Genomic DNA, 15,074 nt, shown 5'->3' with positions numbered 1-15,074 from the left:
GGAGAAAAAAAGATGACACTCGAACAACAAATCAAACAGGCCGTCATCCCGACGCTTGAACGGAAATGGAAAATATATGTAATTCACCATTCCCATACTGACATTGGTTATACCGACCGGCAGGAGAAGATTGAACAATATCATATCGATTTTATCCGTCAGGCGCTGCGTATTGTTAATGATGCTCATAACGGTGTAAACCCCGAGTGGAAAGGGTTCCGTTGGACCTGCGAGACCTTCTGGGCCGTGGAGCAATTCCTGAAGCAGGCCGGAGACGAAGAAAAAGGTGCATTTGCCGAAGCCGTGCGACGGGGCGATATCGAGCTGTCCGGCACGTATTTGAATATGACCGAGCTGCCCGACCTACAGTTGTTGAACAAAATACACAGTAAAGCTCAGACATATGCCGGACATATCGGTCACCCAATAGACAGTGCGATGACGGCGGATATCAACGGCTACAGCTGGGGATATGCCGACAGCCTGCTGAACAACGGAATCGGACATTTATTCAGCTGTATACATACCCATCACGGCATGTATGCGCTGGGCCGCAAGCAGGCCCCTTTCTGGTGGGAAGCTCCAAGTGGGGAACGCCTGCTGGTCTGGAATGGAGACCACTACATGCTTGGCAACGAGCTTGGCTTCTGCCCTGGTGCGCTTGGCAAATACATGATTCGTGATGAATTCGGCCACAGACTTGTGGAACCGGCGAACATTCATGATCAAATCGCCAATATTCGCATCCACCGGTACTTGGCCCAGCTTGAGGCGGAACAGTATCCATATGATTTCGTGCCGATGATGCTGTCCGGATTGCCCACAGACAACGGATCGCCCAATAGCGCAATCATGGAATGGATCGATGCATGGAACCGTCAAAACGGCGAGGGAATTTCCGTGGAGATGAGTACGTTGAGTGGCTTTTTTGCCCGCTTGAAGGAGGAAGGGACGGATGGTCTGCCTGTGCATAAAGGGGATTGGCCAGACTGGTGGTCGGATGGTGTAAGCTCCACACCGATGCACACTCAGATTTACCGTGACGCACAGCGGACGCTTCGCAAGGTGGAAAAGCTCGACCCTGAACAGAAAAGTGTTAGTCTCCAGGAAATCGAGGCTGTAGAGCAGGCGCTTACTCTTTATGCCGAACACACTTGGGGGTATCACTCCTCTGTCTATGAACCGTGGCACAAAAATGTGCAGATGCTTGAGGTTCGCAAGACAGCTCACGCTGCAGAGGCAAGCAGGCTTGCTTACCGCGCGCTAGATCAGGTGCTGCTTGCCGATAATGCCGCCACCTTGTACCCGGGGCGTCCTTATCGCTTCAAGGTAACGAATCTCTCGGAGCGGGAGGTAACCGAGTTGGTTCAGTTGAAGCTTGAAGGATGGGAACCGGATGAGCTATTGAACGGAGTAGAAGTAATCCGGGAGGACACGGGACAGGTGCTGATCCAGCAGTCAAGCCACCCACAGACGATTTTTGCGGAGCTTAAGCTCCAAGGCATGGAGAGCTGCATACTGATTCTGCGCCCACTCCTGGCAGCGCAGAAGAGTCTTTCTTCCTTAACGTCAACCTCCAATTCGAAGCTGATCGGCGCTGACCAGGTGTACGATATGGAGGATATGTATTCCTTAACGACAGGCGGACAGCAAGCGCCGATCTCCGTTTGCCAAACTGGGCTGGAGTCCCCTTTTGTACGCTTGACTTGGTCGAAAGAGCGCGGCATTGTGTCGTGGATCGATAAGGAGACAGGACGCGAACTGCTGAAAGCGGATGATCTGTATGGGGCGTTTACACCCATCTATGAGGTGACAAATCCAGCGAACCCTGCGGATGCTTCTCAGGTTTGGAGCGTCCGTTCCAAAATGGGACGCAACCGTAAAGGCTTGAACGTGGAGCGTTCGGTTGGTCAGCTTATCTCCGTGCGAGCGGTGGATAATGGACCGCTGTATGCTACCGTTGAGCTTGGTTATCAGCTCAAGGGTATCGCCTATTTTTCACTGCACTTGCGGATCTATACCCGTCAAAACCGGATGGATATTTCGGCTCGGTTCCATAAAGAGAGCATCTGGAATCCGGAGAACGTTTATCTGGCTCTGCCATTCACCCCAGGAGGCACTGGGCCGGTTACCCTGTTTGCCGACAAGCCAGGAGGCCTCGTTCGCCCCTGGAAGGATCAGATTCCAGGAACTTGCCTGGATTATTCAGCTGTACAGTCGGGCATTGCCTGGCAGGATAATGACCGCAGTCTGCTGCTTGCTGTCCCGGACACACCTCTCGTGCAATGGGGAACGCTGGATTACGAGACCAGAAAGGTCCACACCCAGCAAACGCCTGACGCTCAACCGGAAGCTTATGCCTGGCTGATGACGAATTATTGGGAAACGAATTTCAAAGCGACATTGGGCGGCTTCTATGAGTTTCAATATCATATTTCGGCTGGTGGCAGACTTTCGGTTGAAGATATGGCCGCAGCTCTGCAGGCGTTGAACGAGCCATTTGTAGTTACCCGGGTTAATGAAAAATAAACCGAGTGGAAAAAGCCCTAACTCATTTAAGATCAGGTCAGGCAGTAGATAACACGTAGCAGAGATAGCTTATAGACAATAAAAGAACAACCAGCAGGCTTCCATGTGGAGGTTTGCTGGTTGTTGGCGTTCGGTCTTTTAGTTCGTGTAAGATTTGGCGTTTTTGCTTAATGATGTTGTTAAAGCTGAAATGTATTTAAACCTACTCTTGAGCTGCCTCTAGCTCAGTAATTTGCGCTTTGTATTGCTTCAGAAGGTCGGCAAGGGAAGTCTTGATTGCAGCTTCATCCTTAGCTGTTACAGCATTATTCAAATTACTTTGTGCTAAGAAGAATGCACTGGCAGCTGTAGTACCGCTAAATTGAAGACTTTCAGCATTTGCTATAACCGCGCTTGTTGTTCCGGTTGATTTTTCGTCAAGATTCAGAGGGCTGAGGGCAATTGCCACTCCAGATTCTGCATTCTCAACTAATCCTTTCAGATCCGAACTGCTTGTGGTAATGGAGAAAGACAAGGTGTTCTTATTTTCGGAATTAGGTAATTTTTCGGCTTTTACACTCTCAACTGAGGTAAGTTTGCCTTCCTCAACCTTTAAGGCCTGCATTTCTTTGATCTCACCTGGTTTGGCGTTCTCGGAAACTTTCTTCCATTCGTCAGAGTCTACGTCAACAGCAACCAAAGTGGCCATTACTTGGGATGTATAGTTTTGTGAAAGCAGTTTATTGTAACGGGCCAGCGTTTTTTCCCATTCGCTTACTGTTTCTGGCGCGTACTTTTTGGCCTGCTCCACTGGATTAGCCAATGTAAAGGTCGCAATGGCGGATTTAGCTTCTTTCAAGGTAGCAGTTCCATTTGTAACAGCATTTGCGTTAGCGGCACTGTCGGCATTCGCGACAATCGGTGCGGAGATCGCAGTGAGCAGCAGGGCGGACAGGGCAACATTTCTGAATTTAAAACTGTAGTTCATTTCGTAACACTCCTTATGGTTTGGTTTGTCTTACAGTTATCAATTTACCGAAGGAGTGTGGCACAATATTGGTGTAATTGTGGAAAAACAATGGCAAAGCTCTTCCCATATATATACCTTTGGTATACTCACTATAGAGAAAAGTACAGGAGGCCCCGTTCATGAATAACGATTACCTCATCGCAGTTGTAGATGATGACGAGAATATACGCACACTGATTCAAGCTTATTTGCACAAAGAGAACTATCGAACGATAGGCCTTGCTAATGCCGAGGATGCCTGGTCTTTATATAGAATAAGTCCGCCGAGCATGTGGGTGATGGACATTATGCTGCCCGGAATGGATGGCTATGAATTGTGCAAACGCATCCGTAATGAAGGAGAGGTACCCATTATTATGATCTCGGCGAAGGATAATGAGGTGGACAAAATACTTGGCCTTGAGCTGGGCAGTGACGATTATTTGGTGAAGCCTTTCAGCCCCCGTGAGCTGGTAGCCCGCATCAAGCGGCAGCTGGAACGTTGGATTAGACTTACCGGTGCGGAAGAAAGAGCTGTTGTAAGCGAAGCGGCGACGCCACGAATCGATACGGGAGAGCTTCAATTAATGTTGGAAGAGAGGCGGGCCATATGGCGAGGGGAAGAAGTGGACCTGACAAGCAAAGAGTTCACCATGCTCAAGGTACTGGCTGAACATCCGAATCGTGCGTTTACGAGGGACGAGCTGCTCAGTTTTGTCTGGGGAGAAGATTATTTTGGCAGTGACCGTGCCGTGGATCATTTAATTAAGCGGATTCGTAAAAAAATTGAGGAACTTCCCGTCGAGTCGGTGTGGGGACACGGGTATCGTATGCGTACAGATCGGAGTGAAGTTTAATATGAAACTTGTTCATCAAATTAACCTTGCGTTCGGATTGTCACTGGTTCTGATCCTCTCCGTCACGGCCGTTTTACTTCATTATGTGCTGCTGGATCATTTCATTGGGACAGAGAAGAATGATCTCAAGACGTTAAGTGCGGCGATGTCCGCTTCTATAACGAAAGCAGGGGATATCACAATGAGTCCTGTACTTTCCACTGGAGCTGCGGTCACGATGCCTAATTCGAATATTACGGGTATGCAGTCCGTCCAGTTGGTAACGGGAGAAGTTACGAGTGCTCCTTCAACACTCATTCCTTCGGATGTTGAAGCCTTTGTCACTGATTTTAACGGAAATGTGCTGTCAGGGACTTTGTCTGTTAGTGGTACAACCGGAATGGCGAGCAGTGACACATTGACTGAAGCCGTACCAGCAAACTTGTCCAAATACACAGCGGTCACTTCGTCCAGCATCAAGGATCTATGGAAGGGAACGGATGGGCGTTATGTGATGGATGTCAGTCCCATCCCCCAAGGAACCCTGACTCTGTTGACTCCCATGAGCAAGATCAAAGCAATCGAACAGGCGCTTCTGGGGCGTCTCATCCTGGTGATCTGTATCGTTGGAGCCATTATGTTCCTGCTCAGTTTGTTTATTACGAAAAGGCTGATTCAGCCATTGATGAATCTGAAGCAGGAACTTAAGAAGGTCAAAGAACGTCATTTCACGGATGTGCAGCTGGTCAAGGCTGGCGGTGAGATTGGAGCTGTGGCACAGACGGTATACGAGATGGCTGGCGAACTGAACAGGTTCAATGAGGTGCAGAAGCAGTTTTTCCAGAATGCTTCTCATGAGCTGAAGACCCCTCTGATGTCCATTGCAGGCTATGCGGAGGGCATTCGAGATGGAATCTTTGAAGGTGAGAACGTTCGTAAAGGGCTGGACGTGATCTTGGGGGAGAGCGGCAGATTAGGAAAGATTGTCACCGAAATGACGCTGCTCGCGAAGCTGGATAGTGAAGAGGATATCTTCAAACCTTCTAAGGTAAGTCTGAACGAATTGTTGACGGAAACATCCGAACGTGTCAATCCGCTGCTTGTAAAGAAAGGACTTACACTCCATATCGTCTGCCCGGAGAATAAGGAGCTGTTCGTCATGGCTGACCAGGATAAACTGCTGCAGGCACTTCTCAACGTCGTGACCAATGCTGCAAGATACGCCAAAGAAGAAATTCACATCACTGCGAACTTGGAAAAAGGGAAGATCGCGCTATCCGTCTCGGATGACGGTCCCGGCTTTCCGCAGGAACTGCTGCCCACCTTATTCCACCGTTTTGTCAAAGGAAAAGACGGTGAGTCCGGACTGGGTCTGGCGATTGCCCGGGCCATTGTGGAACGCTGCGGCGGGCTGATTCAGGCTACCAACCGTAAGGAGGGAGGAGCTGTAATCTCGTTCGGCTTCCCTGCGGCTCAACGTGTCTGAAAGAAAAGGACGGCAACTATATCCTTCTAAGTTGCACCAAACCTCGAATTGAGAGAAATAGAGGAAATGCTCGAAGGGGTTCGTGTCGCCAATATAAATACTCCGCTTAAGGTGCTTTGTGTTTACTCTGCTCTCCCTGCATATAGGGAGAGTTTTTTTGAGTTTTTAGTACGGATATGATGGGAGGCTGTAGATTTCACCGCATGAATGCTTTGAATTCCCTATGGCAGCAGCGATACCTTATTCATTGTCGCGTTTTTACGGAAATCTAACGGGGCTTGATTATAGAATTTTTTGAACTGATGGTAGAAGTGGCTGACGTTCTCAAATCCCGCTTCAAGTGCAATCTCAAGCACGCGCAACTCAGTAGTGAGCAGCAAGTTTTTGGCTACATTCAGCCGAAGCTGATTAATATACTCTGTTGGTGTCTGATTCAGATATTGACGGAAGGCGCGGTTCACATGACCAACGCTTCGACCTGACAATTCATAGAGGGCATGAAGACCACGATTCATGTTCTCTTTCAGCTGCATTTTGGAGATCGCATGCTCAAACCATAGCGGGAGAATGGGTTGTTCAATGGTTTCCAGCGCAAAGAAATGCTGCGTCAAGATCTGAATAATCAGACCTTTTGCATATACGCGAGCTTTCTTCTTATCAACGGTGGAGAGCATCATAATCCGTTCAAAGCTTCGAATCATCTCTGTCATTTCTAACTGAGATAACATGGCGATCTGGGGAACGGGTGCCTGCAATAGTCCTTGTGCATACTTCTGTTCATTCAAGTAGGCAAAAGCTTCTTCTATTACTGCAGATCGACAAGGGCTATTCAGAAAACGGCAGTCCTGAGTGCCTTCCGGCTCATAACGGTGAATATCGTGCGGTCGAATAAAGACAAGGCAGCCCGGCCTTAAATGCTGGGTTGTTCCATTGACGATATGTTGGCACTGCCCTTCACTTAGAATGAAGAACTCGTAAAAGTCATGGGTATGCTCGGGTGATACTTTCGATAAGGAATCGACCCAGAATGGATCTACGAGCAGGTCGGGATGGATGTGAGTAGACGCTGTGTATTTGATCATGGCTCGAACCTCTCCAATTATTGTTAATGTCAAAATAGCACACGAATTCCGTGAACACAACATAAGAAAGTATGGAGGCCTCTTGATAGAATGAAATAGATTACAAAGACATCAGGAGGTATCGCAAATGTTGCTTATCGATCTCAATGGCAGGTGGCAAATGAAGAGAGTGGATCATGCCGAATGGCTTCCGGCGACGGTTCCAGGTTCGGTCTTTAATGATTTGCTTCAAGCTGGACAAATGGAAGACCCTTACTACCGCGAGCAAGAGCAGGCGGCACTTGAACTGTGTAATTATGATTATGAATACAAACACTCATTTGAAGTGAACGAAGCGGATCTCAAGCATGACCGGATCATCCTGTTATGTGAAGGGTTGGATACAATTGGTGAATTGTTTCTGAATGGAATGAATATCGCGAATGTAAGTAATATGCACAGTACTTATGAAATCGATATTACCTCCTTTATCAAACAAGGTGAAAATACCATACACATTATTCTTCGTTCCCCTGTGGAGTATGTACTGCGTAAACAAGCCGAGCGCCCGTTGATTAACTGCAGTGATGCAGTGGAAGGAATCTCCCATTTGCGTAAAGCACACTCCATGTTCGGTTGGGATTGGGGGCCACAATTACCTGATTTAGGAATCTGGAGGAATATCTCCATTCAAGGCTATGACCATGCCCGTATGGAAGATGTCTACATTACACAGATGCATAGCGAAGGCAAAGTGACCCTAGATGTTCGCGTAAGGGCATCTGGTTGGGTCGAAGAAGAGCGGGAGATCACGGTCACCTTAGATACTCCTTCCGGGGAGACATTGAAAGGATGCACGTCTGTCGTGAATGATGGGGATCATCATATCTGGATCGAAGTGGACCATCCCGAGTTATGGTGGCCGAATGGCCTGGGCAATCAGCCATTGTATCAGCTGAGCGTTGCGCTTATGGAACAAGGCGTGGAGCTGGATCGTGATGATAAGCGCATTGGACTGAGAACATTAACTGTTAAACAAGAGCAGGATCAGTGGGGTGAGTCCTTCGAATTCGAAGTGAACGGTGTATCCTTTTTCTCGATGGGTGCTGACTATATTCCGGAAGATAACATCTTGCCGCGTTGTAACCCAGATCGGACAGAACGATTGATCAAGAGCTGTGCGCAAGCCCATTTCAATACAATTCGTGTCTGGGGTGGCGGACATTATCCGGAGAACTACTTCTATGATTTGTGCGACGAATACGGCTTGATTGTATGGCAGGACTTGATGTATGCCTGCGGTGTATATGAATTGACTGAGGAATTCCAGCAATCGATTACAAAAGAGACCATCGATAACATGAAACGCTTGCGTCATCATGCCTCATTAGGAATCTGGTGTGGAAACAATGAGCAGGAGATGGCTTGGGTCGAATGGGACTGGGCGAAGAAAACATCCTTACAGTTACAAGCAGACTATATTAAGCAATACGAGGTATTACTTCCGGCTATTGCGAAGGAATATGATCCGAACACGTTCTACTGGTTAGCTTCGCCTTCATCCAAAGGCAGCTTTGACAATCCAAACGATGAAAATTACGGAGACATGCATTACTGGGATGTATGGCATGGCAAGAAACCTTTTACCGAATTCCGCACATTGTTTCCGCGCTACATGTCCGAATTCGGGTTGCAATCCTTTCCGAATCACAAGACCATAGAGACGTTTACGTTGCCGGAAGACCGCAATATCTTCTCACCGGTCATGGAATCTCATCAGAAGAATGGTACGGGAAATGAGAAAATTCTGTATTACATCGGGGAGACGTATCGCTTGCCAAAAGATTTCAGTTCCCTGTTATACGCTTCACAGCTCATTCAGGCTGAAGGTATCTCATGTGGGGTAGAGCATTGGCGCAGACATCGTGGACGCTGTATGGGTGCACTGTACTGGCAGTTGAATGATTGCTGGCCTGTTGCTTCCTGGTCCAGTATTGATTACTTTGGTCGCTGGAAAGCACTGCATTATGCAGCCAAACGCTTTTTCGCGCCTGTTCTTGTATCGGCTCGGGAAGATGGTTCGAAGGTAGAACTTCACGTATCGAATGAGAGTAGGAGTGCTGTAAAGGGAGAATTGATATGGAGGCTCATGGATTCGCAATCCAATGAAATCGTAGCTTCTTCAAAAGTAATCGATTTGAAAGCGTTATCAACATCATTATTCGAACAGCTTGATTTCACCGAAATGCTCGATACAACTGCTAAGAAACGGAATACGTATTTACAGTTTTCCTTTGTGGTGAATGGTGAAGTTGTCAGCGAAGGTACGGTGTTATTTGTGAAGCCAAAGCATTTTGGTTTTATTGATCCTGCAATTGAGACCATGATGACGGAAGAAGAGGAACGTTTTGTTATTACGGTTGATTCGAAAGCCTTTGCACGGTTTGTGGAACTGGATTTCAGTGAATTAGACGGTATTTTCAGTAACAATTATTTTGACTTGTCAGCAGGTGAAAGAAAGACCATTTCTCTGAGGAAAGATGATCTCAACAGATCGGCATCCCTGGAAGAACTGCAATCACAGCTAATCGTACGCAGCGTATTTGATTTGTAAGTTGTTACTTCGACTTTTCTGATATTGCCAATCCAATCGATAGAAATCCGATCGTTGTTATATGTTACCGCTTTCAATTGATCTCTATACTGATGGCTGAGGTGGTTAAATGATTGAACGACTGGCAAAATACCGTTGGCAATATGTAATGATTTTACCTGGTGCGATCCTGCTGCTTCTCTTCAGCTACATTCCGATGGTGGGCATCCAGGTGGCATTCAAGGATTTTCACATCGGCAGCACGATGTGGAGTAGTGAATGGGTTGGTTTGGAAAACTTCTCATTCTTGCAAGATGAACAGTTCTGGATTGTGGTGAAGAATACAATTTACATCGCGATTCTCAAGTTTGTATTCGGATTTCCAGCTCCTATTATTTTGGCATTGCTCATCAATGAGGTGAAAAACAACAAATACAAGCGGTTTGTTCAATCCGTTAGTTATCTTCCGCATTTCTTTTCGTGGATCGTGGTCGCTTATATTCTTCAATCCCTGCTGACGTTGGACGGCGGCTTGGTTAATCAGCTGATTGAGAAGCTGGGTGGAGATTCTGTCTTTTTCTTGGGATCCACGGAGTGGTTCCGGCCCATGATCGTAGTGAGCGGTTTATGGAAGGAGGTCGGCTGGAATACGATCTTGTATCTGGCGGCAATTACAACGATTGACCCGCAGCTCTATGAAGCCGCTAGGGTGGAAGGAGCAGGACGGCTCGCACAAATTCGCAACATTACGCTGCCGGGTATAATGCCGACCATCTCCATCGTGTTGATTCTCAGTATGCCTGGACTGATTGCAGTAGGTATGGATCAAATCTATCCTTTGATGAATCCGGCCAATCAGCCAGTCGCGGATGTGCTAGACACATATATTTTACGCAATGGCTTGCAGCAAGGTTATTTTGGAATGGCCACTGCAGTAGGTCTCCTTTCTTCGGTCATCAGTCTGGTGTTGGTACTGTGCACCAATCAGATGGCGCGAAAGTTCAACGGAGAGGGGCTTTGGTAATATGAGAACTTCTATGAGGGAACGGGTGGGCCAGACAATTATTGTGTTTCTATTGGCCCTTCTCTGTATCTCGGTAATCTATCCATTCACGTATATGCTCGCCGTTTCCTTAAACGTTGGCAGCGATGCGGCAAAAGGCGGAGTCTATCTGTGGCCTAGGGAGTTTACTTTGTACAATTATGAGGTTGTGCTTGGGAATTCGGTTATTCAACATGCCTACTTAATTACGATATCCCGTACGATTGTAGGAACTTTTGTCGGCTTACTCATCACACTTCTGGCGGCTTATGGCTTGTCCTATCGGCAGCTTCCTTTCAGGAAATCCCTCCTGGGATACGTGCTGATTACGATGCTGTTTAGTGGCGGATTAATCCCTTTGTACATCCAGCTTAATCACTTGTCATTATTAAACTCATTCTGGGTGTATATCATTCCGTCCGCTTTCTCGGCGTGGAATATGTTTGTAATGATGAAATTCATCCAGGGGATTCCGGAAGCACTGATCGAATCGGCTGAGATTGATGGCGCCAATCCTGTCCGCATTCTCTTCGTTATTATTATGCCGCTTTCGAAACCCATGCTTGCAGCCATTGGCCTTTTTACTGCAGTAGGGCACTGGAATGACTGGTTTTCTGGCGCATTTTATGTTTCAGATCAGAATCTGATTCCGGTTCAAACGTTTTTGCAACAACTGCTGTCTGCCCAGGATATCTCGACTGTCCTCGGATCCAACAATAATCAGGAAGCGCTTGCCCGGGGCACCATGCTCTCTAATGTTACACTCATGTCCATCAAAATGGCGACAGTCATGGTAAGCGCGCTTCCGATCTTGTGTGTGTACCCATTCCTGCAAAAGTATTTTGTGAAAGGTGTGCTTATCGGCTCAGTAAAAGGATAACCCAATGAAAAATGAAGCAACAGAATGGGTTTTCTAATCCTATACAATTTCAAAATAACCGAGGGGGACGCATGTGATGAGTTTACGTCAACAAAAGGGAAGAAAGCTGGCGCTATTATCCTTGGCTCTACTGATGTTGTTTGGGATAACGGCATGCTCAAGCAGCACGGAGAGTGGCAGCAGTTCTGCAGATTCTTTTAAGCTATGGCTAGGGTGGAACGCAACAATTAATAACCAAAGTATGGTCCAAATGTATTGGAAAGAAAAAGAACCGGGCATAGACGTTCGGCTGGAGGCTACGCAGGGCGATGTAATGACAGAGCTGAACCTGAAATTGAATACCGGTGGATTTGATGATGCCGCTTTGTTCTCACGTAGTGATGTCGTGACCACTGCGATGACACGTTCGGGCAGCGTTCTTCCGCTGGAGCAATACTTTAATATGCCGGATAAATATCCTGGGTTGGCCTCCATTCCGAAAATCTATCTGGATCAAATGAAAGCTTCGGACGGACATATCTATTCCATTCCGACATGGTTTGATCAAAATCCCGATGATCCTTGGCCCGGTTGGGCTTCCTACGGCTGGTTTGTCCGTACAGATGTACTGGAGAAAACCGGCATGACGATGGATGATCTGAAATCGTTGGACGGTATAGAGAAGTATTTGAGATTGTCGGCTAAGCAGAAAGATGAAAACGGGAAACCGTTGATTCCTCTTAGTTTTCTCTCTGACGCAAGCGATGAAAATGTCATCCTGAGTACATTTGGCGTTACAGTCAGCACAGCTGGCGGCGTCATTCCAGTAGAGAAGCAAGGTAATGACTATCAGTTTATCTATGACAATCCGCAATATAAAGCGGCTTACCAATGGATGAACCACATGTTCCGGGAAGGGCTTCTGGATCACGAAGCGATTACAGACAAGAAGGAGCGTTACAAAGAGAAAAACAAATCCGGACGTGTAGCCTTGAATGCAGGTGGGTTCTTTAATATGGACGCCCAGTTATGGGAGGTTCTCGACGGACCAACCGATCCGGCATGGTACTATGATGTCATTCCCTATCCGAAAGTGGATGGCGTGAGTGAGATTGGCGCTAATCAGATTATCAATCCTTATCCTGCTAATGACGTATTTATCAATAAAAATACTAAAAATCTCGATTCCATTCTTGCTTTCTTCGATTACACATTACAGCCCAAGCCCGAACAGCAGCAGGTTGTGAATGAAGGTCCGCCAGGGGAGTTCTGGGATTGGGTGGATAAACCGTTAGGAAAATGGGTGTACACAGACGAGAAATATAAAGCTTTGCATGACTCTGGAGATCAAGCGAAGAAGGCAAGCACGACGCCAGAGCTTTACGCGGCATCTTCCTATAGTAATGACTGGTATCCATGGTGGAATTATGGGGTTACTGATCCGAAAGGAAGATTCAAAACGATCGAATTCACCGAAAAGATTGGCAAAATGGGTGGGACCAGGGTTGCTGAAAACTACGATATGGTGAAGGCCAAACCGGGTGGCTTATGGGAGAAATATTTGCCTGAACTTGATAATGTGCGAAAAGAGTATAAAGCCAAGCTGATTATGGCTAAGGATGACTCACAATTTGAACAGGCTTGGAGTGATTTCCAGGCTGCACTGGAAAAACGAGCACATTGGAGTGAGCTCAAACAGGAATGGAATGAGGAGCTCCAAGGCAAGCAGTAATTAGGAGACGGGGACTGTCGAACGTGACAGTTCTCGTTTATTCCTGCTTCATCATAACGCTAATCATTCAATTTCCCGGTAATTCATTCACCAAGCCTTAACCTCCAGATGAAGATCCAACCCCTATACACTTAGGATTTAGGAGCGGATATAAATTTTTAATTTAATTGAATACCTCAATGCTTTAAAAGGAATCGGTGTGAATCATCTTGCATTCAACTTGAAATATGGAACACGTCCGGTTGACGAGGTGTTTCAAGAATTAGGGGAGGAAGTGGTTCCATATTTCCCGGCGTTAACTAATAAATAGGTGCAATGTATGCATTTCGGTGCTAGACTACCAGTAAGATTAATTGTAAAGAAGGAGAGGAAAAGGATGATTAAAAATTTAGGTCGCATTAATGAATTGGCGAAAAAGCAGCGTGAAGAAGGTTTGACCAATGCGGAACGAGTTGAACAACAAGTATTACGAGAAGACTATTTACGGGAAATTCGTGGGCAAGTTCTAAACACTTTTTCAGTGCTTACCATACTCGATCCAGATGGAAATGATGTAACACCGGACAAAGTACGAAATGAAAAGGGAATCAGTTTGTAGGGGAAATAAACTTTGTTGGAATAACGAAAAGCCTCCGAGTATTCATTGACAGAAATGGTGTGTATAAATACACTTGTTTTGTAGTTGATTTCGTAGGATGCTTTTTATACACTTTATAAATATTCATTATAAAGGTATTGTATAAAGTGTGTTTTATTATTAACCTTAGCAGTTTGGTTGATTCATGTATCGAAGTATTCATAACAGGAGTTGATAACATGACTGAAGAAGAACGAATTTTTAATGGGATCTTATTTAGTCCCGGCCATCCTGACCTTAAGGCTATTAAGCTTCGCTCTCACAATCTTAGTAGTCAATACAGTCGTACTTTTGAGGATCAAACGGAGGAACGCGAAGCATTACTCATGCAGATTCTGGGTCGAAAAGGAGAGCGTTGTTTTATACAAGGCCCCATTTTCTTTCATTATGGCGTTCACACAGAAATCGGTAACCATTTTTTTGCGAACTACAATTTGACCGTCCAGGATGATGCTAAGGTTACCATTGGTGATCACGTTAGCTTTGGACCTAATGTGACCATTGTTACACCGGTTCACCCATTCATTGCTTCAGAACGTCGACAAATGCTGGACCAAAACGGGGAACCAAAGTCGCTATGTTATGCTAAGCCTGTCACCATCGGAAATGATGTTTGGATCTCTGCTAACGTCACCGTATGCGGCGGTGTTACCATTGGCGACGGATGCGTCATTGGTGCAGGAAGTGTAGTGACCCAAGATATCCCTGAAGGCTCTTTTGCAGCGGGTGTACCCTGCAGAGTCATTCGTCCAATCACAGAATCGGACAGCATGCGTTATAAACCGGAAGTCCTGGCTGATTGCAGCGTAATTGAATAAAAGTGCTTAACGGTTTGTTTTTAGATGGGGAAAAATGATCTTATTGAAAGTCGCTAATTTAGCGGCTTTTTTGTTTTAACGTTCTAAGTTCTTGTCTCATTCCAGGACAAGGTCCTTGTAGCGATTCCCGATTCGATGAGTATTCACTCAGTGGCAGGATATAGATATATGTGGTAAAATATGAGTATGTATAATTGATTTAAGTAACCCAATTCAATGGAGTTGATATAAGATGGAGGACAAACAATTTAAGATTGGTCTTTCTAAGAAAGACGGTCAGCTCGGCTTCGTTTTTACACGTGGAGGGCCGCGTGAGGGGGCAGGAAGAAAGGGAATCGGCGTGACAAAGAAGGTTTCCTTAACTCTAACTGAAGATATCTGGGAAGAAGTTGATCGTGAGTGTGAAGATCTAGAGATCTCTCGGTCTTCATTTTTAAGGAATTTGATTGAGGCCTATTACGACGCTAATAAAAAAGGCAGGTGAATAAGTTGT

General features: G+C 46.2%; 12 protein-coding genes and 1 pseudogene. 11 read left to right on the top strand and 2 right to left on the bottom strand.

What is annotated here, in order from left to right:
- The first annotated feature begins 12 nt into the window (after positions 1–12).
- On the top strand, positions 13–2,529 hold the full coding sequence (locus ACDJ58_RS16570; protein WP_413371972.1) for a glycoside hydrolase: 2,517 nt from the start codon (positions 13–15) through the stop codon (positions 2,527–2,529).
- A gap of 202 nt (positions 2,530–2,731) precedes the next feature.
- Here the strand turns inward: ACDJ58_RS16570 and ACDJ58_RS16565 are convergent, their stop codons facing one another.
- Positions 2,732–3,496 carry a hypothetical protein gene (locus tag ACDJ58_RS16565; protein ID WP_413371971.1) on the bottom strand — a complete coding sequence of 255 codons (765 nt, stop codon included), beginning with the start codon at positions 3,494–3,496 and terminating at the stop codon, positions 2,732–2,734.
- 161 nt (positions 3,497–3,657) lie between these two features.
- On the opposite strand from ACDJ58_RS16565, the gene ACDJ58_RS16560 reads away from it, so the two are divergent.
- The gene (locus ACDJ58_RS16560) at positions 3,658–4,374 is read left to right on the top strand and encodes a response regulator transcription factor (RefSeq protein WP_376037734.1); all 717 of its coding nucleotides are present in this window, start codon (positions 3,658–3,660) and stop codon (positions 4,372–4,374) included.
- Position 4,375: 1 nt separating this feature from the next.
- Positions 4,376–5,839 carry a sensor histidine kinase gene (locus ACDJ58_RS16555; RefSeq protein ID WP_413371970.1) on the top strand — a complete coding sequence of 488 codons (1,464 nt, stop codon included), beginning with the start codon at positions 4,376–4,378 and terminating at the stop codon, positions 5,837–5,839.
- A gap of 221 nt (positions 5,840–6,060) precedes the next feature.
- On the opposite strand, the gene ACDJ58_RS16550 is transcribed toward ACDJ58_RS16555, so the two are convergent.
- Entirely contained in the window at positions 6,061–6,921 is an 861-nt protein-coding gene (locus ACDJ58_RS16550; protein WP_413371969.1) for an AraC family transcriptional regulator, read from the bottom strand.
- Between the two features lie 127 nt (positions 6,922–7,048).
- Here ACDJ58_RS16550 and ACDJ58_RS16545 point away from each other — a divergent pair, with 127 nt between their 5' ends.
- The 8 genes and pseudogenes from ACDJ58_RS16545 (at position 7,049) to ACDJ58_RS16510 (ending at position 15,065) form a co-directional block, all read left to right on the top strand.
- Positions 7,049–9,514: a beta-mannosidase gene (locus tag ACDJ58_RS16545; protein WP_413371967.1), complete on the top strand. Its 2,466-nt coding sequence runs from the start codon at positions 7,049–7,051 to the stop codon at positions 9,512–9,514.
- A gap of 109 nt (positions 9,515–9,623) precedes the next feature.
- On the top strand, positions 9,624–10,517 hold the full coding sequence (locus tag ACDJ58_RS16540; RefSeq protein ID WP_062319113.1) for an ABC transporter permease: 894 nt from the start codon (positions 9,624–9,626) through the stop codon (positions 10,515–10,517).
- A 1-nt stretch (position 10,518) separates the two neighbouring features.
- Positions 10,519–11,415 (top strand): carbohydrate ABC transporter permease, encoded by an 897-nt coding sequence (locus ACDJ58_RS16535; RefSeq protein ID WP_063562693.1) that lies wholly within the window; start codon positions 10,519–10,521, stop codon positions 11,413–11,415.
- A gap of 76 nt (positions 11,416–11,491) precedes the next feature.
- Positions 11,492–13,126 (top strand): hypothetical protein, encoded by a 1,635-nt coding sequence (locus tag ACDJ58_RS16530; protein ID WP_413371966.1) that lies wholly within the window; start codon positions 11,492–11,494, stop codon positions 13,124–13,126.
- 104 nt (positions 13,127–13,230) lie between these two features.
- Positions 13,231–13,436: pseudogene (locus tag ACDJ58_RS16525) on the top strand (LLM class flavin-dependent oxidoreductase); the annotation flags it as partial.
- 66 nt (positions 13,437–13,502) lie between these two features.
- Positions 13,503–13,724, top strand: a complete 222-nt coding sequence (locus tag ACDJ58_RS16520; protein WP_413371965.1) for a DUF896 domain-containing protein — start codon at positions 13,503–13,505, stop codon at positions 13,722–13,724.
- Between the two features lie 218 nt (positions 13,725–13,942).
- The gene (locus ACDJ58_RS16515; protein WP_063562689.1) at positions 13,943–14,581 is read left to right on the top strand and encodes a sugar O-acetyltransferase; all 639 of its coding nucleotides are present in this window, start codon (positions 13,943–13,945) and stop codon (positions 14,579–14,581) included.
- A 232-nt stretch (positions 14,582–14,813) separates the two neighbouring features.
- On the top strand, positions 14,814–15,065 hold the full coding sequence (locus ACDJ58_RS16510) for a ribbon-helix-helix domain-containing protein (protein WP_413371964.1): 252 nt from the start codon (positions 14,814–14,816) through the stop codon (positions 15,063–15,065).
- The last annotated feature ends 9 nt before the right edge of the window (positions 15,066–15,074 follow it).

Source organism: Paenibacillus taichungensis (assembly GCF_047302525.1).
Lineage (GTDB): Bacteria > Bacillota > Bacilli > Paenibacillales > Paenibacillaceae > Paenibacillus > Paenibacillus taichungensis_B.
Note: the sequence above shows the minus strand (reverse complement) of the source record. Positions and strands in the feature narration are given on the sequence as shown.